Annotated in this window: 15 protein-coding genes and 2 pseudogenes; 12 read left to right on the plus strand and 5 right to left on the minus strand. The window is 41.7% G+C overall.

Features of this window, described 5'->3' with window-relative positions; all coding sequences use genetic code 11:
* Positions 1–18 precede the first annotated feature (18 nt).
* Positions 19–1,362 (minus strand): 30S ribosomal protein S12 methylthiotransferase RimO, encoded by a 1,344-nt coding sequence (gene rimO, locus ACO1B7_RS00820; RefSeq protein WP_423089680.1) that lies wholly within the window; start codon positions 1,360–1,362, stop codon positions 19–21.
* Positions 1,363–1,703: 341 nt separating this feature from the next.
* Between rimO and glnL the strand changes: the two genes are divergently transcribed.
* A complete protein-coding gene (gene glnL / locus ACO1B7_RS00825) occupies positions 1,704–2,813 on the plus strand; it encodes a nitrogen regulation protein NR(II) (RefSeq protein WP_005266616.1) in 1,110 nt (369 codons plus the stop codon).
* Entirely contained in the window at positions 2,800–4,275 is a 1,476-nt protein-coding gene (gene glnG, locus ACO1B7_RS00830) for a nitrogen regulation protein NR(I) (RefSeq protein ID WP_004279889.1), read from the plus strand. The genes glnL and glnG overlap by 14 nt, the downstream gene beginning before the upstream one ends.
* A gap of 49 nt (positions 4,276–4,324) precedes the next feature.
* Here the strand turns inward: glnG and ACO1B7_RS00835 are convergent, their stop codons facing one another.
* From ACO1B7_RS00835 to mnmG, 3 genes and pseudogenes are all read right to left on the minus strand, one after another.
* Complete coding sequence (locus ACO1B7_RS00835; RefSeq protein WP_004279890.1) at positions 4,325–4,651, minus strand: hypothetical protein; 327 nt, start codon at positions 4,649–4,651, stop codon at positions 4,325–4,327.
* Between the two features lie 133 nt (positions 4,652–4,784).
* Positions 4,785–5,990 (minus strand): annotated as a pseudogene (mhpT, locus tag ACO1B7_RS00840) (3-(3-hydroxy-phenyl)propionate transporter MhpT).
* Positions 5,991–6,304: 314 nt separating this feature from the next.
* Positions 6,305–8,185: a tRNA uridine-5-carboxymethylaminomethyl(34) synthesis enzyme MnmG gene (mnmG, locus tag ACO1B7_RS00845; protein WP_004646707.1), complete on the minus strand. Its 1,881-nt coding sequence runs from the start codon at positions 8,183–8,185 to the stop codon at positions 6,305–6,307.
* A 254-nt stretch (positions 8,186–8,439) separates the two neighbouring features.
* Here mnmG and ACO1B7_RS00850 point away from each other — a divergent pair, with 254 nt between their 5' ends.
* The 10 genes from ACO1B7_RS00850 to ACO1B7_RS00895 all read left to right on the plus strand — a co-directional run bounded on the left by ACO1B7_RS00850 (position 8,440) and on the right by ACO1B7_RS00895 (position 19,068).
* Positions 8,440–8,907, plus strand: a complete 468-nt coding sequence (locus ACO1B7_RS00850; RefSeq protein WP_004646706.1) for a hypothetical protein — start codon at positions 8,440–8,442, stop codon at positions 8,905–8,907.
* A 144-nt stretch (positions 8,908–9,051) separates the two neighbouring features.
* Positions 9,052–9,939 carry a bile acid:sodium symporter family protein gene (locus ACO1B7_RS00855; RefSeq protein WP_004646704.1) on the plus strand — a complete coding sequence of 296 codons (888 nt, stop codon included), beginning with the start codon at positions 9,052–9,054 and terminating at the stop codon, positions 9,937–9,939.
* Positions 9,940–10,026: 87 nt separating this feature from the next.
* On the plus strand, positions 10,027–10,914 hold the full coding sequence (locus ACO1B7_RS00860; protein WP_004646703.1) for a bile acid:sodium symporter family protein: 888 nt from the start codon (positions 10,027–10,029) through the stop codon (positions 10,912–10,914).
* Between the two features lie 131 nt (positions 10,915–11,045).
* Positions 11,046–11,951, plus strand: coding sequence for a 50S ribosomal protein L11 methyltransferase (prmA, locus tag ACO1B7_RS00865; protein WP_004646702.1), 906 nt, complete (start codon positions 11,046–11,048; stop codon positions 11,949–11,951).
* Positions 11,952–11,966: 15 nt separating this feature from the next.
* Positions 11,967–12,845 (plus strand): DUF3426 domain-containing protein, encoded by an 879-nt coding sequence (locus tag ACO1B7_RS00870; protein ID WP_004646701.1) that lies wholly within the window; start codon positions 11,967–11,969, stop codon positions 12,843–12,845.
* A 398-nt stretch (positions 12,846–13,243) separates the two neighbouring features.
* Positions 13,244–13,513, plus strand: coding sequence for a DNA-binding transcriptional regulator Fis (gene fis / locus ACO1B7_RS00875; RefSeq protein WP_001086304.1), 270 nt, complete (start codon positions 13,244–13,246; stop codon positions 13,511–13,513).
* A gap of 95 nt (positions 13,514–13,608) precedes the next feature.
* Complete coding sequence (gene purH / locus ACO1B7_RS00880) at positions 13,609–15,183, plus strand: bifunctional phosphoribosylaminoimidazolecarboxamide formyltransferase/IMP cyclohydrolase (protein ID WP_004646700.1); 1,575 nt, start codon at positions 13,609–13,611, stop codon at positions 15,181–15,183.
* A gap of 140 nt (positions 15,184–15,323) precedes the next feature.
* Positions 15,324–16,607, plus strand: coding sequence for a phosphoribosylamine--glycine ligase (gene purD, locus ACO1B7_RS00885; protein ID WP_222112114.1), 1,284 nt, complete (start codon positions 15,324–15,326; stop codon positions 16,605–16,607).
* 118 nt (positions 16,608–16,725) lie between these two features.
* Positions 16,726–18,468 carry a DUF262 domain-containing protein gene (locus ACO1B7_RS00890; RefSeq protein WP_004646698.1) on the plus strand — a complete coding sequence of 581 codons (1,743 nt, stop codon included), beginning with the start codon at positions 16,726–16,728 and terminating at the stop codon, positions 18,466–18,468.
* 42 nt (positions 18,469–18,510) lie between these two features.
* Positions 18,511–19,068: a GNAT family N-acetyltransferase gene (locus ACO1B7_RS00895; RefSeq protein WP_423090298.1), complete on the plus strand. Its 558-nt coding sequence runs from the start codon at positions 18,511–18,513 to the stop codon at positions 19,066–19,068.
* 146 nt (positions 19,069–19,214) lie between these two features.
* On the opposite strand, the pseudogene ACO1B7_RS00900 reads toward ACO1B7_RS00895, so the two are convergent.
* Positions 19,215–19,980 (minus strand): annotated as a pseudogene (locus ACO1B7_RS00900) (IS5-like element ISAba31 family transposase).
* Positions 19,981–20,147: the final 167 nt, after the last annotated feature.

The following is a 20,147-nucleotide window of genomic DNA, read 5'->3' on the forward strand; positions in this document are numbered from 1 at the left end:
TTTTTTTAATTCAAAATCTTAAGCAGACTTGATTGAAATGAGTTTTGCGTACAGATCGTATTCATCTGCATCGGTAATCTCGACTTCAAGTAAATCCCCTGCCTTAATGACGCTTTTATCGATATCTTCAACAAAAACATTGCCATCAATTTCAGGTGCATCTGCATAAGAACGCGCAACCGCTACCGGGAATTCGTCTTCCAGGTCATCTACCAGCACAGTCATGGTCTGACCGATACGTTTTTGGAGTTTGGCTGCCGAGATTTCTTGCTGAACCTGCATGAAACGCTCATAACGCTCTTGTTTAATTTCTTCAGGAACGTGATCTGGCAAATCATTTGCTGTCGCACCTTCAACTGGCGAATAGGTAAAACATCCCACACGATCCAGCTGGGCTTCTTTCAACCAGTCCAGTAACATCTGGAAGTCTTCTTCGGTTTCACCCGGGAAGCCCACCACAAATGTTGAACGCAACACCAGATCAGGACATTTCTCACGCCAGATTTTCAAACGCTCCAGTGTATTTTCACTGTGCGCAGGTCGTTTCATTAGTTTGAGAATTTTTGGACTTGCGTGCTGGAATGGAATATCCAGATAAGGCAGGATTTTGCCTTGTGCCATCAGGTCAATTACTGCATCTACATGCGGATACGGGTAAACATAGTGCAAACGCACCCAGATTCCCAACTGACCTAATGCTTCACACATGTCATAGAATTTGGTTTTAACCGGCTGGCCATTCCAGAAATCCAGCTTGTATTTCATGTCCAGGCCATAAGCAGAAGTATCCTGGGAGATCACGAGTACTTCTTTTACACCGGCACGTTTCAGCGCTGCAGCTTCTTCAAGCACAGAACCAACTGGACGTGAAACCAGATCGCCACGCATGCTTGGAATAATACAGAAAGTACAACGATGGTTGCAGCCTTCAGATATTTTCAGATAAGCATAGTGTTTTGGCGTCAGGCGGATGCCTTGCTCTGGAACCAGATCAATAAATGGATTGTGTTTTGGCGGCTCAGGTACGTATTGATGAACCGCATCCATAACTTCTTTATATGCCGCTGCACCTGTCACTTTCAGGACATTGGGATGCATTTGGCGAATCTTGTCTTCGTCTTTACCTAGACAACCTGTTACGATCACGCGACCATTCGCGCTCATCGCCTCACCAATCGCATCTAGCGATTCTTGCACTGCGGATTCAATGAAACCACAGGTATTTACTACAACTAAATCAGCACCGTCATAATCCGAAGCGACGTCATAACCTTCAGTCTTTAACTGGGTTAAAATACGTTCAGAATCTACCAATGCCTTAGGACAACCTAAAGATACAAAACCGACTTTGGGGGACTTCATGAATTTTCGCTCTACTAGAATGCGCGTATTGTATGTCTTTTCGCATCATAAAAATAGTTGAAAACCTGACTCTTTGCATCATGCACTAAAATATTGCCATAAAATATTCAACATACTTACCAATGCACCAAAATGAATCATTTTAGATTTACAGCCTCAATTTAATCCGCTATATCTAAGATGAATTGTGTTGCTCTGTCACATTTCTGCATTTCATCGCAATAAATAATCTCTAGTCATAAAAGTTGGCGTGCATCTTGCATCAAATCAGAACTTAAAATTGATTAAATTGCTTTATGAAGATGCCATTGCGCCATTTTAATACAGGAACAAACCCGCGAATGGATCAAATTATTCCGATCGACTATCGTGCTTTAGTGGACAATATGACCACGTGTATCTTATTGATAGACCGCGATCTTAATATTTATTATCTGAATTCTGCCTGTGAAGCCTTATTTGATGTGAGCTTATTCCGCGCGAGCGGCACATCCGTACTCAATATTCTGCAAAACCCGACAGATGAGTTCAATACAGAAGAAGCCCTGAATAATACTTTAAGTACGGGACAACCTTATACACGCCGCGAAGCCACTATTCTGGTCAACTTTAAAGACATTCATGTTGACTACACTGTTTCTCAGCTAAATCTGGGCAAACCTTATCATCCGCTACTGCTCATTGAACTCAATCCTCGCGATCGCATGTTAAAAATCTCGCGTGAAGAAAATCTGCTGCAACAGCATCAGGTAGCGCGTCAGCTGATTCGCGGTGTTGCGCATGAAATCAAGAATCCCTTGGGTGGCATTCGCGGGGCGACTCAACTCCTGGCACGCAGTTTGAATGATCCACAATACAAAGAATTTACCGACATTATTATTAGCGAAGTGGATCGACTCAGAAATCTGGCCGATACCATGCTCGGTTCACGCCAGCTTCCGAGCTATGAACTGGTCAATGTGCATGAACCTCTGGAACGGGTGCGTTCACTGATTGCCAATCAGACCAAAAAGAAAATCAAGATTACCCGGGATTACGACCTGTCCTTACCGGAAGTTCTGGCAGACCGCGACCAATTGATTCAGGTCATTTTGAATATTTGCGCCAATGCCGTACAGGCCATGACCGAGAACAAGGAGTTCTTTGTCGAACATCAACCGGAACTGATTTTAAGAACCCGGATTCAGCGTCTCTTTACCATTAACGGGGTGATTCACCGCTCTGTAGTAAGGATTGATATTGAAGACAACGGTCCAGGTGTGCCGGAAGAGATTATCGAATCGGTGTTTTATCCGCTGGTCACCAGTCGCGCAAAAGGTACCGGACTGGGCCTCAGTATTGCTCAAAATATTATTCATCAGCACAACGGCATGATCGAGTGTCAGTCCGTGGCTGGAAAAACCGTCTTTAGCTTATATTTACCTTGGGAGTCGAATCATGTCGCGAAATAAAATATGGGTGATTGATGACGATCGCGCCATGCGCTGGGTACTGGAAAAGACCTTTAAAGAGGAAGGTCTGGATGTGACCAGTTTTGAAGAAGCACAATCTGCACTAGACCAACTGAGTCTGGAAGCACCCGATGTGATTTTGACCGATATCCGCATGCCGGGTATTGATGGACTTACCTTCCTGGGCAAGGTTAAACACAGTTATCCTGACCTACCTGTCATTATTATGACGGCGCATTCAGACTTAGAATCGGCTGTTTCTAGCTATCAAACTGGTGCTTTTGAATATCTGCCTAAGCCTTTTGATATTGATGAAGCACTGGCGCTGGTAAATCGTGCAATTTTACATATCACCAAGCTACAGCAACAAGAATCAGCAAAAGCGGCTCCACCAATTCAATCTACCGAAATTATTGGTGAATCGCCTGCCATGCAGGAAGTGTTTCGTGCCATTGGCCGTTTATCACAATCGCATATTACCGTGTTGATTAATGGTGAGTCTGGTACAGGTAAAGAACTGGTAGCTCATGCCCTGCATCGTCATTCACCACGCAGTTCAAAACCTTTTATTGCCCTCAATATGGCGGCGATTCCAAAAGACCTGATCGAAACTGAACTGTTCGGCCATGAGAAAGGTGCATTTACCGGTGCTAATACCCAGCGCCAAGGTCGTTTTGAACAGGCAAATGGCGGTACGCTGTTTTTAGATGAAATTGGCGATATGCCATTTGAGACCCAGACCCGTTTATTGCGTGTCCTAGCCGATGGAGAGTTCTACCGAGTTGGCGGTCATATTCCGGTTAAGGTCGATGTGCGTATCGTGGCAGCGACACATCAGGATCTGGAAAAACTGGTTCATGATGGTCGTTTCCGTGAAGACTTGTATCATCGACTGAATGTAATTCGTATTCATATTCCAAAACTGGCACATCGCAGTGAAGATATTCCGATGCTGGCGCAGCATTTTCTGGCGCGTGCCGGAAAGGAACTTGGGGTCAATCCAAAGATATTACGTCCTGAAACCCAAGAATATATGCAGAAATTGCCATGGCAAGGTAATGTGCGTCAACTTGAAAATACCTGTCGCTGGCTGACTGTCATGATCACAGGTCGTGAAGTCTATCCTGAAGACTTGCCACCTGAGCTGAAACAGATTCCAATTCATCAGCAGGATCCGGGTGCGCCAATTCCAACGCTGAACCAGATCGCACCGCATCACTGGGATGAATTGCTGGGTCAATGGGCGATGCAGAAACTCAAAAATGGTGAAATGAAACTTCTGGATGTTGCGACGCCAATGTTTGAACGCACCTTGATCAATGCAGCCTTGCAACAAACCCGTGGCCGTAAACGTCATGCCGCAGAACTTTTAGGTTGGGGTCGCAACACTTTAACGCGCAAGCTTAAAGAATTGGGCATGGATACTACGGATGATGAAATCGAAGAAGAAATAGAAAGTTAATCTTTCCATATAAAAAAGCGCCGATTGGCGCTTTTTTATTGATGATGATTTATGCAGTAAAACCCACATAGCGGAAATACCCATCTATGCCCAGATCAGACTTATATATCAGATAATTTGAATAAGTCGCTTGGGTGATTTCATCCAGCATATTCACCTGATCATCATTGGCATGCAGATCATCTACAGAACGCGGCATGCTGTGCTCGAATTCATCCGTCATATATTCAAAGCCAATATCCATGGCAATAAACAGGGTATGTTCACAAGGTTGCACATACTGCTCTTCTGCCCAATCAATCACGTTGTGCTGACAATGTGGACAGGCAATATTATCAGTGGCCTGAATCGAGAGTGGAATAAGTTGATAAGCCATATAAAAATCAATCTGTTTACTATCCGTATATTTTAGCAAATTTTATGGACTGACTTTATTCAATTAAAAACCTCGACGATAAAAAAAGGAATCTTCAGATTCCCTTTTTGTATTGACAGATATCAATGATCAATTACTTATGAGCAGCCTTATAACGTGATAGTGCGGTGACAGCTACTGCCGATACGACCACTGCTGGCAAACTTGCCACAAGAATGCCCGTCGTTCCCAAACCTAATGCCAGAATTTTTCCAGTTAATAATGGTCCAGTCATCGCCCCTAAATGTCCTAGAGAGATCGCACTACCCACACCGGTGACTTTACCTGCGCCTGAATAAAAAATTGGTGAGATCCCATACAGAATAGATTGGCCACCTGTAGAGAAAATACCCCCCATGACTCCCGCCAAAATTAATAACGGAATAGAAGTTGTGGTGAATAGCAATACCAAGGCAACAAACAAGCCACTATAAATGATAGTCGCCATTTGCCAGAGCTTTAAAAGGTCCAGTAAATAACCCAGGCTTAGGGTTCCAATGACAGCGCCCACCTGGAACACCAACATCACCAAAAATGCCTGCTGTTTCTGCAAACCTTGTTCCATAAGTAAATTTGGCAACCAGCTAATCAAAATATAATTGATCATCAAGGTAAAAAAGAAGCCAACCCAAAGAGGCACTGTATTTTTATACTGTCGCTGCTTGAACAACACCTCAGCCATTCCCGGCACAGCTTCGCCAGAAACCGGTACTTCCGCATTCACTTTAGGCTTATCTTTAAGAATAAATGCCATCAATGGAATCAGTGCTAAAGGCGTTAATCCCCCAATCAGGAACAAGGTTTGTCATTGAATCTCCGGAAGCAACATGGCCAGACCGGCAACAAAGATCGCCCCTACCGGCAAACCACAATACATCAGACTATTTAGCTTGCCACGGTTGGCTTCCGTTGCTTCATCACCGACGACTGAAATCATGGTTGGCATTGCCGCACCTAAACCCAAACCAGTAAAGAAACGCGCTGCATATAAAACTTCGATGCTTGGCGCAATTGCAGTCAACGACATGAACAGACCAAAAATAGTCACAGAAAGCATTAGGACTTTCTTTTGTCCTAGATAATCTGCAATACGTCCGCCAAAGAATGCGCCAAACAGCATTCCAAAGACACCCAGACTAAATACATAGCCCATTTGGATTTGATCTAAACCAAAGCTTGCTGCAATTCCTTTCGCCGCAATCCCGGGAACTTGAAGGTCAAAACCTTCAAAAAATGCGACCCAGAAACATAAGAATATCGTTAATATTTTTTGGGCTTTTTCGCTGTATGACTGTGCCATGACTGATCTCCATCAATAATTCACAAACCGTTTAATAGTCTGACGATCCGTTGCATTATTCTTAACCTAATCTTAATAGAGAAATAGCACGACAATAGTCGGGTTTAAGCACATCAGCATGTGTAAATATCATCTAAATTAGACCTAAAAGATTGTATTTATAGACTTAATACATCTTGATAATATTTATTATATATATTTATCAATAACTTAATTTAATAGTAGTTATTTTTAATTCAACGATAGTCAAAACTTATACAAAACTACAAGCCGATAAAAAGCCCGCTTAATGCGGGCTTTTTTAGCGCAAAATCTTAAGCAGATTTCTTTGCTTGTGCATTCTTACGAATTGTAATCATCACCAGTTGAACTGCTGCAGGGGTTACACCTGGAATACGACTGGCTTGCGCCAATGTTTCAGGACGAACATCTTTCAGTTTCAGGGTAATTTCACGGGACAGACCTGACACGATGTCATAATCGAAATCCGCAGGAATACGGGTTTCTTCAAGACGTTTCATTTGTGCGACGTCTTCATGCTGACGATTAATATAACCCGCATATTTCACTGCAATTTCAATTTGCTCACCGACAAATGGTGATACTTCAGAATTGGTTAACTCTGCAATTTGAGCAAATGAAATGTTTGGACGTTTCAACAAATCAATCGCCGAACATTCTTTAGACAGGTCTGCACCGGTCATCTCAACGAATTTCTTGCCCATTGGGTTATTTGGTGCGGCCCACAAGTGTTGCAAACGGCCTGTTTCTTTTTCCACTGCTTCCATTTTCTCACAGTACACTGCCCAACGCGCGTCATCCACCAGACCCATTTCACGACCAATGGCTGTTAAACGCTGATCTGCGTTATCTTCACGCAGCATCAAACGGTATTCGGCACGTGAGGTGAACATACGGTATGGTTCTTTGGTACCTAATGTGATCAGGTCATCGACCAGAACACCCATGTATGCTTCATCACGTTTTGGCGTCCATTGCTCCTGATCCCAAGCACGGCGTGCAGCGTTCAAGCCTGCAAGCAAACCCTGCGCACCCGCTTCTTCATAACCGGTTGTGCCGTTGATTTGACCGGCGAAATACAAGTTATTAATTGCTTTGGTTTCAAGGGTAAATTTCAACGCTTGTGGGTTGAAGTAATCGTATTCAATGGCATAGCCCGGACGAAGAATGTGCGCATTTTCCATACCACGGATCGAGCGAACCAGTTCAAACTGAACGTCGAACGGTAAAGAAGTCGAAATACCATTTGGATAAAGCTCATGTGTATCCAAGCCTTCAGGCTCCAAGAAGACTTGGTGAGAATCTTTATCGGCAAAACGGTGAATCTTATCTTCAATCGATGGGCAATAACGTGGTCCAACACCTTCGATCACACCCGTGTACATCGGTGAACGGTCTAAACCGCCACGAATGATTTCATGCGTGCGTTCATTGGTATGCGTGATATAGCAATTTACCTGCTCAGGATGCATAGACACATCCCCCATGAATGACATGGTCGGAGATGGGAAATCACCCGGCTGTGGTGTCATCACAGAGAAATCCACTGAACGCGCGTCAATACGTGGTGGTGTACCTGTTTTTAAACGACCCACTGGAAGTTGAAGTTCACGCAAACGATGTGCCAAGGAAATTGACGGCGGATCACCCGCACGACCACCGCTAGATTTCTCCAGACCAACGTGGATGACACCACCTAAGAATGTACCTGCTGTCAGCACCACAGTTTTCGCATCAAAACGGATACCCATTTGGGTAACCACACCTTTAACGGTATCGCCTTCAACAATCAGGTCATCTGCGGCTTGCTGAAAAATATCAAGGTTTGCTTGGTTTTCTAATGTTTCGCGAATAGCCGCTTTATAACGTACACGGTCCGCCTGCGCACGTGTTGCACGTACTGCAGCACCTTTACGCGAGTTCAAAATACGGAATTGAATACCGCCTTTATCGGCAGCCAGTGCCATCGCACCGCCCAAGGCATCAATTTCACGCACCAAATGCGATTTACCAATACCACCGATGGCCGGGTTACAGCTCATCTGCCCTAAAGTCTCAATGTTATGAGTTAAGAGTAAAGTCTGTCGACCCATACGCGCTGCAGCCAGAGCCGCTTCCGTACCGGCGTGACCGCCACCGATAACAATGACATCGTATACTTTAGGATAATGCATAGTGGTAATTGAGAGATAAAAAAGAATAGCTGAGCATTATAGCAAATTTCACTCTAAAGTAGACAAATTCAGTTGAATTTATCCTGAGATAAATCGCACTTAACTCGCATAACAATAAAGCGCTGTAATTTAACTTTGCAGAGGAACTATATAAATTAAACATATAAGCTGAGAAATTTACTCGATTTGCATTGTTTAATCTCGCGCATTTTTTAATCTATATGTTGGTTACATTACAAACAAAGGTATAAAAGATGAATAAGAATATTTTCCTCTCAACCGTTCTATGTGGTTTATGTTTTGCGCCGTTTGCTGCATCAGCGAATGATAAGGTCGAAACCATTTATAATACACAAAAGTACCAACAGGTTTGTAAAGGCAAATCCCAAGGTGCACAAGTCAGTTTTGCCCATCGCGGCATTATCTGGAATGGTACCTGTGAACCGCAGTTTTTCGCTTCATCCAAAAACGCTTCAATCAAAGGCGATGAAGCCGAACTCATGAGTACTTGTAGCGGCAACAGTGGTGCAACCACTGCCACCATTAATGGTGCCGAAGTCAAAGGTAAATGTGCATTAGGCTTTATGCCACCACGCCCTCAGGGACAATCTCAGATGCAAAGTCAGCCAATGCAGCCACCGATGCAAAGCCAACCAATGCAGCATCAGATGAACCAGCCAGCACAGCCTGACTCACCAATGCAAGGCCAGCCAGGTATGTAGCCGATATATATCTAAATAGTTTAGATTTCAAGTAAAAGTTTTGACGGGCAAAGTGACTGCATTTTGCCCGTTTTTTATTACTTATTTATTCATCTAGGCTAAACTCAAAATATATCTATAAATGTATAATAAAAAGGCAAATTCATGGATTCGGGGTTTTTTAGCGTTTTTTTGCCAATTACATTGGCAATCATGATGATGGGGCTGGGGCTAGAACTCACCATCAAAGATTTCCTGCGCTTAAGTCGCTATCCTAAAGTCATTTTTATTACTTTATTTGCGCAGTTAGTACTGTTACCCAGCATTGCTTTTTTTATTTGTCTGATTTTGGACTTGCCCGCTTTGCTTGCTGTAGGTCTGATGTTGCTAGCCGCCTCACCTGGCGGCCCAACCGCGAACCTGTTTAGCTACATATATAAAGGTGATGTGGCACTGAATATTACTCTAACCGCCATTAATACCATCATTTCTATTTTTACCCTACCCTTTATTATCAATCTATCCTTACACTACTTTATGAGTCATGACTCAAACGTGACTTTTCCAGCTGAAAAGATTGTGCAGGTGTTTTTAATTACCTTGATTCCCGTGATCATGGGTATGCTGCTTCGGGCCAAATTTCCAAACCTGTCAATTACTGTCAGCAGGCCCATGCGCTTACTCTCTATCGGTTTTCTAACCATCCTATTGATATTCGCCATTTTCAGAGAACGTTCGAATTTGGTCGAATACTTTGCCAATATTGGTGCAGTAACTGCGATTTTATGTTTTTCCAGCCTGTTTATTGGCTATTGCATTCCTTTACTCATGGGTATTCCAGAGAAAATGGCACGCGCCTGTACCTTTGAAATTGGCATTCATAACACTGCCATTGCGCTGACGATTGCGATATCGGTCTTAAATAATGTCACGATGGCTATTCCTGCAGGCATTTATACAATTTTCATGTACAGTTTCGCCACTATTTTCGGTGTGCTAATTAGCCGCCAGCAAGTGGTGTATAGCAACAAAGGGCGTTTATCAGATTTGTAATTTATTTGGCTGATTCTGCTATAAGGCTGTATGCTTTTCCAAAGAAAATCAGAAGTATTAAAACAATTTTCGACAAGGAGCATACAGATGGATTCTGGCCTTATAACGATATTACTGCCGCTGGCACTTGCAATCATCATGATGGGACTGGGCCTTGAACTGACGCCTCGGGACTTTAGCCGTGTCACTCGTCACCCCAAAGCCGTATTTATAGCATTGTTCTGCCAACTGGTTATTCTGGTTGGCATTGCCTTTTTACTCTGCAAGCTATTCGCTTTAACCCCATTACTCTCAGTCGGGTTGATGCTCCTGGCGGCTTCGCCCGGGGGTGCAACAGCCAACCTGTTTAGCTATCTGTTTAAAGGTGACTTAGCCCTCAATATCACTTTGACTGCTATCAACTCAGTCATCGCAGCGATTACCTTACCTTTAATTATTAATTTTTCGATCATGCATTTTATGCAGGATAGCCAGCAAGTTGGCCTGCAATTCGGCAAGATTCTGCAAGTCTTTGCGATCATCCTGATTCCGGTGGGAATTGGCATGTTGATTCGGCGCTATGCACCAGGCGTGACCGCAAAACTGAATCGGCCGCTGCGGATTTTTTCGATTGGCTTTTTGGTGCTGATTATTATTGCCACACTCATCAAAGAGCGCAGCAATATCGGTGAATACTTGACCCAGGTGGGTCTGGCGACTGCCTTGTTCTGCATCCTGAGCCTGAGTATTGGTTATCTGATTCCGCGACTACTGAATATTAATAGCGCTCAAGCCCGTGCCAGTGCATTTGAAATTGGCATTCATAACAGCACCCTCGCCATGACCATTGCCCTGACCGTGATTGGCAGTGCTGCTGTGGCGATGCCAGCCGCGGTTTATTCTATCTTTATGTATATCTTTGCTGCAATTTTTGGCAGTCTGTTGAACCGGCTTGCACCACTCCCGGCGCAAACACCTTTAACGAATCTGGATTAGATAAGCTCTGGAACTGTTCAAAGGATGCCTCAGGCATCCTTTTTATTTTGGGAATGGATCAAGAAGATAGCAGCGTTGAGTCTGAACTTCCGTTACAATAGCTTTTTGAAAAATGTATAAAGGTTATTTCTGTGAAGTGGTTACAAATTCATATTACGGTTGAACAGGCTCAGGTTGATTTTACTGAGACATTACTCAGCTCGCTAGGCGCAGTGAGTGTGACTTTGGATGATGCTGAAAACCAGGATTTGCTGGAACCACTTCCAGGTGAAACACCACTCTGGAATAAAGTGATTGTGACCGGTATTTATGCGCAGGAAGAAGGCGAAGAAATTGATGTTACCGCACTAGAAACCTTTATTCGTGCACAAATGCCAGATGCTCCGATCCGTCATGAACTGATTGAAGATCAGGCTTGGGAACGCACCTGGATGGATGCCTATGAGCCAATTCAGATTGCTGATAAATACTGGATCGTACCCGAATGGATGGAAGCACCTGATGCCGATGCGGTAAACATCAAGCTTGATCCAGGTCTGGCTTTCGGAACAGGCAACCACGCTTCAACTTTCCTGTGCTTACAATGGCTCGGCAAGATTGATGTGAAAGATAAAATTGTCATCGATTATGGCTGTGGCTCAGGTATTCTCGCGGTAGCTGCACTGCTATTAGGTGCGAAAAAAGCATATGCTACTGATATCGACCCACAAGCTGTACTGGCGACTCAGCAAAACGCTGAACTGAATGGCGTACTGGACAAACTTTATGTCGGACTGCCAGAAGAATTTAGAGATGAGCTCGGCAATACCAAAGCTGACGTATTTGTTGCCAATATTCTGGCAGCACCACTGATGATGCTGGCTCCCGAGTTCGCAACTTTAATCAAATCTGAGGGACAGTTCGCACTTGCGGGTGTTATTGAAGAGCAAGTTGCTGATGTTACTAGCATTTACTCAAATTATTTTGATATATTAGAGGTAGAAAAACGAGATGAGCACTGGTGCCGTATCTCGGGTAAACGCCATAAGAACGAATGAGCCTATAAATAATCCATGAGTGACAAAAGAACCCATTGCCCTACCTGTTCCACCACCTATAAGGTCACAGTTGCTCAACTCACCGTTGCGCAGGGAATGGTTTGCTGTCCTAAATGTACCACCTCATTTAATGCCTTATCGCATTTGGTGACCGAAACCCGGAATTCGGTCACTGCCTCAATGTCTCACGCTCAATCAAACTCCAGCGAATTCAGCAAAACTAATGCTCAAAATAACTCAGGTGTTTATCACACGGATCAGCAGCACCATCGTCATAGCCTGCTACAGATTTTTGATCAAAAAGTTGAACATTCCAATATTGACCTGGAAACCTATTTAAATAACCTGAATTATTTCAGTACCGAGCCGATTTCAGTCCTGCCGAGCATGAATTGGGAAGATCAGGCAGAAAAACAAACCAAACGTGGGCCAATGTACTATATAGGCTGGAGTTTACTTAATCTGTCGCTGTTCAGCCTGCTGCTGTTTCAATTTTTCTGGTTCAATCCGCAATACATCAAAAACAGTCACGTCATGAGTCTGGCCTTTAACAGTGCTTGTGAAGTGTTTAATTGTTCCAATCTGGAAAAATACTACACACTAATTCAGGTTAATAAAGTCAAAATCAAGGCAACCGGTAATAATGAAGCTGAGTTTAGCGGTGAGCTGATTAATTTTCATGACCGTAGTCTGGCTTTACCAATTTTAAGAATCAATCTGGAACATCGCGGTGAAGTGATTGCAACTTATAACCTGTCCTCCGAAGAGTACCTGATTGAAAGTCTGGTCAATATTCAGCGCATCCCAAAAAACAGCCCGTTTAAATTCAAATTTAAGCTTCCAGTCGATCGTAAAAGCTTTGATCGCTATACTTTGGAAATAATTCGCCCCTAATCTGCTGAGAAAGCATTAAAAAATTAAAAAAAGTTAAAAAAAATGCAGTTTTCTTGCTCACTTTTGCTTAGACAATGGTATGATACGCGCCACGAAAGCTATGTGCTGCAACTCCTCGCGACTTTTTCACAACAAATACAGTCTTGCCTAATGCGCTATAAAATTTATTGCGTATCGTGCAGATTTTTTTGTTTTGATTTTGGTCAGTAACAAAACTTTAACTATTGTTACGCTTATTTTTCGACCAAATCGCAGAGATGTGTCAAGCTACAGGCTCAATGTAATGACTAAGTTTTAGAACTTCCGTTTTAGGATCTAAAATGGAGTTCATTTCAATTTCTAGACCACTTTTATATATCACTTTACCCAAGTGATATTTGTTTTTCGGATTAATTCGCATGAATAGCAAATCTCCTATTTTTACTGCACAATCTGATGTTGCTTTACGTATCCACGTAGATCGCGCAGTTCGCCACTATTTTGCACAACTGCAGGGCGAGCAACCATCTCAGGTATACGACATGGTGCTAGCAGAAATGGAGAAACCTCTTCTATCTGTAGTTCTAGAATATACACGTGGTAACCAAACACGTGCTGCCGAGATCCTCGGACTCAACCGTGGTACTTTACGTAAAAAGTTAAAAGCTCACGGTTTAATGAGTGAATAAATGATAAAATGCTTGCGGCTTCCGCAGGCATTTTTTTTAACCTGTAAATTGCTGATTTTGTTTTATTCTGTTCCTTGAAAACTGTGACGAAGATCATGACTATTAAACGCGCTTTAATCTCTGTGTCTGACAAGACTGGTATTGTTGAATTTGCACAAGAACTTGCTGCTCTAGGGGTAGAAATTTTATCTACAGGTGGTACCTACAAATTGTTGAAAGACAATAATGTGGCTGTAGTTGAAGTTTCGGAGCATACAGGTTTTCCAGAGATGATGGACGGCCGTGTAAAAACACTACATCCAAAAATTCATGGGGGTATCCTGGCTCGTCGTGGTCTAGACGAAGCTGTGATGGCTGAACACAACATTGATGCTATTGATTTAGTCGTTGTAAACCTTTATCCATTTGCTGCAACGGTAGCCAAACCAAACTGTTCACTTGCTGATGCTATCGAAAACATCGACATCGGTGGTCCTACCATGGTTCGTGCTGCAGCAAAAAACCATGCATCTGTAGGTATCATCGTAAATGCTTCTGACTATGCAACTGTCGTTGCCGAGCTTAAAGCTGAGGGTGCTTTATCTCATGCAACTCGTTTTGACCTAGCAGTAAAAGCATTTGAACATACTGCTCAATATGACGGCATGATCGCATCTTACTTAGGCGCTCGCGTAGGTAAAGAAGAAGGTCAGGCAGACAAATTTGCACGTACTTTCAATACTCAATTGAACAAAGTTCAAGACCTTCGTTACGGTGAGAACCCGCATCAAGCTGCTGCATTCTATGTAGAAGACACAGCGACTGAAGCTTCTGTTTCAACAGCGAAACAGCTTCAAGGTAAAGAACTCTCTTATAACAACATCGCAGATACTGATGCAGCACTTGAATGTGTGAAATCATTTGCGAAGCCTGCTTGTGTGATCGTTAAACACGCGAACCCATGTGGCGTTGCAGTTTCTCTAGACGGTATTCAAGCAGCTTATGATCTTGCGTATGCAACAGATCCTGAATCTGCATTCGGTGGCATCATTGCATTCAACCGTGAATTAGACGTTGCAACTGCACAAGCCATTGTTGATCGTCAATTCGTTGAAGTGATCATTGCACCGAGTGTTGCTGAAGGCGTTCTTGAAGTAACAGGTGCGAAGAAAAATGTACGTGTACTTGTATGTGGCGAACTCCCAGCAATCGATGCGCGTCAATCGCAACTTGACTACAAACGCGTAAACGGCGGTTTGTTAGTTCAAGATCAAGACTTGGGCATGATCACTAAAGATGACCTTAAAGTTGTGACCAAACGTGCGCCGACTGAACAAGAAATTGATGACATGATCTTCGCTTGGAAAGTGGCGAAATACGTAAAATCTAACGCGATTGTGTATGCTAAAAACCGTCAAACCATTGGTGTCGGCGCTGGCCAAATGAGCCGTGTAAACTCTGCCCGTATTGCTGCAATCAAAGCTGAACATGCTGGTTTAGTGGTTGAAGGTGCGGTAATGGCATCTGACGCATTCTTCCCATTCCGTGATGGTATTGATAACGCTGCCAAAGCAGGTATCAAATGCATTATTCAACCGGGTGGTTCTATGCGTGATGAAGAAACAATTGCAGCAGCTGACGAAGCTGGTATTGCAATGGTCTTCACTGGTATGCGTCACTTCCGTCATTAATAGACACATGAAGATTCATTTAATTTTTTAAATCCTCCCTAGCCCTCCTTTTCTAAGGAGGGTTTTGTACGTCAAGTACTGCAAAAATGGGATTCTCCTTTTGGAGATGTGGGGATTTCTTTTAAACAGGATTATAAAAGATGAACGTTTTAGTTTTGGGTAATGGCGGTCGTGAACATGCATTGGCATGGAAAATCGCGCAAGATGACAAAGTCGCAAAAGTATTTGTAGCACCAGGTAATGCAGGTACTGCAACAGAAAATAAATGCGAAAATGTTGCCTTAAATATTTTAGACAACGCTGCAATTATCGACTTTGCAAAAAACAATGCGGTTGATTTAGTGGTTGTTGGTCCTGAAGCACCACTTGTAAATGGTGTTGTAAATGCATGCCGTGAAGCTGGCGTTAAAATTTGGGGTCCAACTCAATTTGCTGCACAGCTTGAAGGCTCTAAGGCTTTTGCCAAGCACTTCTTAAAACGCCACAACATTCCAACAGCATTCTATGATGTGTTCACTGAAGTAGATGCTGCGAAAGCATTTGTTGAGAAAAATGGTGCGCCAATCGTGATTAAGGCTGACGGTCTTGCTGCAGGTAAAGGCGTAATCGTTGCAATGACCAATCAAGAAGCATTCGATGCGATTGACGACATGCTTGCAGGCAACAAATTTGGTGATGCAGGTTCTCGTGTTGTGATCGAAGAATTCCTTGCAGGTGAAGAAGCATCTTTCATTTGTATGATTGATGGCGACAACATCTTGCCAATGGCAACATCTCAAGACCATAAGCGTATTTTTGAAGGCGACCAAGGTCCGAACACCGGCGGTATGGGTGCGTACTCTCCTGCGCCTGTTGTGACTGCTGACGTATTTGAAAAAACCATGAAGGAAGTGATGCGTCCTACCGTTGAAGGTATGAAAAAAGACGGTCACGTTTACACTGGTTTCTTATACGCTGGCTTGATGATTGACGACAAAGGTCAACCAAAAGTAATCGAGTTTAACTGTCGTTTTGGTGACCCTGAAACTCAACCGATCATGATGCGTTTAAAATCATCTTTGGTAGATCTCGTTGAAGCTGGTATTGCAGGTAACTTACCTGCTGAAGCTGAATGGGATGAGCGCAAGACTGTTGGTATCGTTTTAGCGTCGAAAGGTTACCCAGAAACTTCAAGCAATGGTGATGTAATTTCAGGTTTAGACACTGAAATGACTGATGCGAAAGTGTTCCATGCAGGTACTAAAGCCAATGAAAATGGTGACATCGTTACTGCTGGTGGTCGTGTGCTTTGCGTAACTGCGCTTGGTAACACGATTGGTGAAGCACAAGAAAAAGCGTTAGAGCTTTGCGAAAAAGTGACATTCGACGGCGTTCAATATCGTAAAGATATTGGTTACCGTGCGATTGCGCGTGAAAATGCTTAATCTGAATTTAGATTAATTAAAAAACCCCCGATTCGTTCGGGGTTTTTCTATAATATGCATGATAATGAATAGATTACATAAAATTATGCACCAATAAAATTGAGGGGTTGGGGGGCTTATGTCTAAACTTAATGTTGACCAAAAAACAGTTTACGAACTTTTTTCAGATAAACGTGCAGATTTTTTAATACCTGATTATCAGCGACCTTATGCATGGGATGAAGAGCAATGCCAAACCTTATGGGATGATATTTTTAATTTTGCTTTTCCAGACAATAATGCAGACCAATTTGATGATAGAAAAGATGAATATTTTTTAGGCTCCATTGTCACATATAAAAATGATAACGATCAATCCGAAGTAATTGATGGACAACAACGACTCACAACTTTGATGTTACTTCTAAGAGCTTTTTTTGACAAATTTACCAATATGCAAGATCAAAGCTCTAAGTCAACACGGCAACGCATTGAGAAATGCATTTGGAAAACGGATACTTTTGGTGAAGCCATCAAGACAGAGTTAAAAATTGATTCTGAAGTAGCTACCGATGATGATAAAGAAGAATTTTTAAAACTACTAAGAACAGGCTCTATTCAAGTAAATAGTGAAAATAAATATGTAAAAAATTATCAATTTTTTCAAAAGAGAATCGATAGTTTTTTACAAAACTTTCCAAGCTATTTCGCTTACTTACCCGCTCGTATTTTAGGAAATTGCATCCTATTACCTATCGAAGCGGATTCACAAGATACTGCTTTACGTATTTTCTCAACCCTAAACGATCGTGGTCTACCTTTATCCGATGCAGATATTTTTAAAGCTCAATTTTATAAATTCTATACGAAATTAGGCAAAAAGGATGATTTCATTGAGGAATGGAAAAACCTTGAAAAAGTTTGTAATGATATTTTTACACATAGCACAACTACACCAATGGATGAATTATTCACGCGCTATATGTATTACTTACGAGCACTTGAAGGTAATAAAAGCACATCGACCGAAGCTTTGAGAAAGTTTTATGAGCGTAACAAATATCAATATCTTAATTCAGAAAACACAATGCTGGACTTAAAAAAACTAGCAGCTTTCTGGCAGAGTATCAAAATTCAAGATAATTCAAAATTTTCTAATGAAGTTCTAAAAAAACTCTACATACTAAATTATGCTCCCAATGGTATGTGGCAAAATTTGGTTTCCACCTATTTTTTACATTTTAAGGATCACAAAAATTTACTAGATAATGAGTTATTTCTCCAATTTCTAAATAAAATTACTGCATTTATATATACATATGCTATTACAAATCCTGGAGTTAATGCACTCAGAACTCCTGCTTTTGATGAAATGGTTAATCTAGTCAACAACAATGATGTCTCATTTTCAAAATATAGATTTGATGAAACTCATACTAGAACCTTATTTGAAACTTATAAATTCACAAATCAACGCAGTATTACTCGTTCCATACTCACGTGGTATGCCTTCACATTGAAAAACCAACCATTGCTTAACCTTAATGAAAGCTTCCATATAGAACATATCTTTGCTAAAAAACGTTATCAAATGGAACAAGGACTTGAGAAAGTTGAACATCTTGAATTGCTAGGGAATAAAATATTACTTGAGGAAAGTATAAACATTAGGGCTTCTGATTATCGTTTTGAAGATAAACAAAAAATTTATAGTGGTGAAGTACGTAGAGGCAGTTACTCAAAACCGAGCCAAATTGATGAAATATCTCTACTGATTCAAAAAAATAAATTTGATGAAGAAGACATTATTAGTCGTAATAATCTAATTTTAGATGCATTCTTTCAATATCTAAGAGCTGAAGACTTATTACTTGCAAATTAATTTATTATAACCCGCTATAGCGGGTTTTTATTTGTGAAATCTATGATTAGCTATATCCAAACCCCTCGCCTGATCCTGCGCCAATGTCAAGACTCTGACATAGCTCCATTTATCCAAATGTGTGCAGATAAAGAGGTCATGTGCTACTTCCCTAAAAATCTCGATGCGACTGAGGCAACTGCTTTTCTTGAACGTATCCGCACAGATATCGAAAAACGCGGTTGGGGAGCCTTTGCCGTAGAATTGAAAACCACAGGCGAATTTATCGGATCTATTGGCTTACACGTGCATCCACCTGAGCTTAAAATTGCTGATGCCCCTGAAATTGGCTGGCGCTTGCTACCACAATACTGGAATCAAGGCTATGCCACTGAAGGGGCCAAAGCGGTACTGAAATATGCCTTTAGAACTCTACGACTCGAGAAAGTCATTTCTTTTACTGCATGCGTCAACACGCCCTCAGAACGTGTCATGCAAAACATTAGCTTAGAAAAAGTAGGAGAGTTTGACCATCCGCTTGTACCTGCCGATCATATCTTGTGTAGACACGTACTCTATGAAAAACAGCGTTCAGATTATCTGCATATTCCCTTCTGTTAAAACAAGCTTGCAGTATCATGACCTAAGAAAACCAAGATCAGATACTGACTCGCTTAGTTAATAGAAAGGAAAGATTTATCTCGTTAATACTCGAATTTTCTTCATTTTCCAAAAAATCAGATATTCTATATAGGGTCTGTTGACATTTACTGTTCATAATTAACCCTATAAAGGTAGCCATAAAAATATACAGGCTAAAGCAACAGAACTTTGATAATTTCTTTTGAGCTTGTCATATCGAGTAGCTATTCCTCTAAATTGCTTTAATCTACAAAACATATTTTCAACTAAATGCCTGATTTTATATAAATACCAGTCCATATGATCATTGTTCGATTGGCTATTTGTTTTCTTTGGTATATTCGCTTTAGTCCCTGTTTTCCTGATCTGTTCACGCAGTGGTTCTGAATCATAGCCTTTATCTGCACATACCACTTTTGTCTCTTTTAAATCTAATGTTGATATTAAATCAGGTGCAACTTTAACATCATGTGTGGTTCCATCGGTAATCATGAAATCAATAGGATTGCCATGTGCATCAACAATCAAATGTATTTTTGAGGAGTTTCCTCCTACACTTTTAGAAATAGATTGATTCGCTATGCCGGCAGAATGTTGATGAGCACGTACATGAGAGCCATCAATAAAAATCCACTCCATATCGGGGCATGAGGCTAGTAATTTGAATAATCTAAGTAACTTACCGCTGCTTGACCAACGATTAAAACGTTTGAAAATAGAGTTTGAATGACCAAAACAACAAGGAATATCTCGCCACGGACAGCCTGTTCTAATTCTATAGAGAATAGCTTCAATAAAATTGCGTAAATTTGAGTTGTGGTGAATGGATAAATTACGCAGAATAACTTTCAACTTTTGCCAGGGTTGATCTGTCAGCATGGTACGAGGCATAGCGAATAGTAAAATTGGGTTTGGCGATTTGATTTTACTACTTCGCTATTTTTTTAAGCTAAAAGTGTCAACACACCCTATTTATCTATATGCATTTTTTATATTTCTATCTTACAAAATCTTATAAAGATCACTATTTAAACACATCCATTAAAACTATATTTTCA

The organism is Acinetobacter lwoffii (assembly GCF_049367455.1).
GTDB lineage: Bacteria > Pseudomonadota > Gammaproteobacteria > Pseudomonadales > Moraxellaceae > Acinetobacter > Acinetobacter lwoffii_W.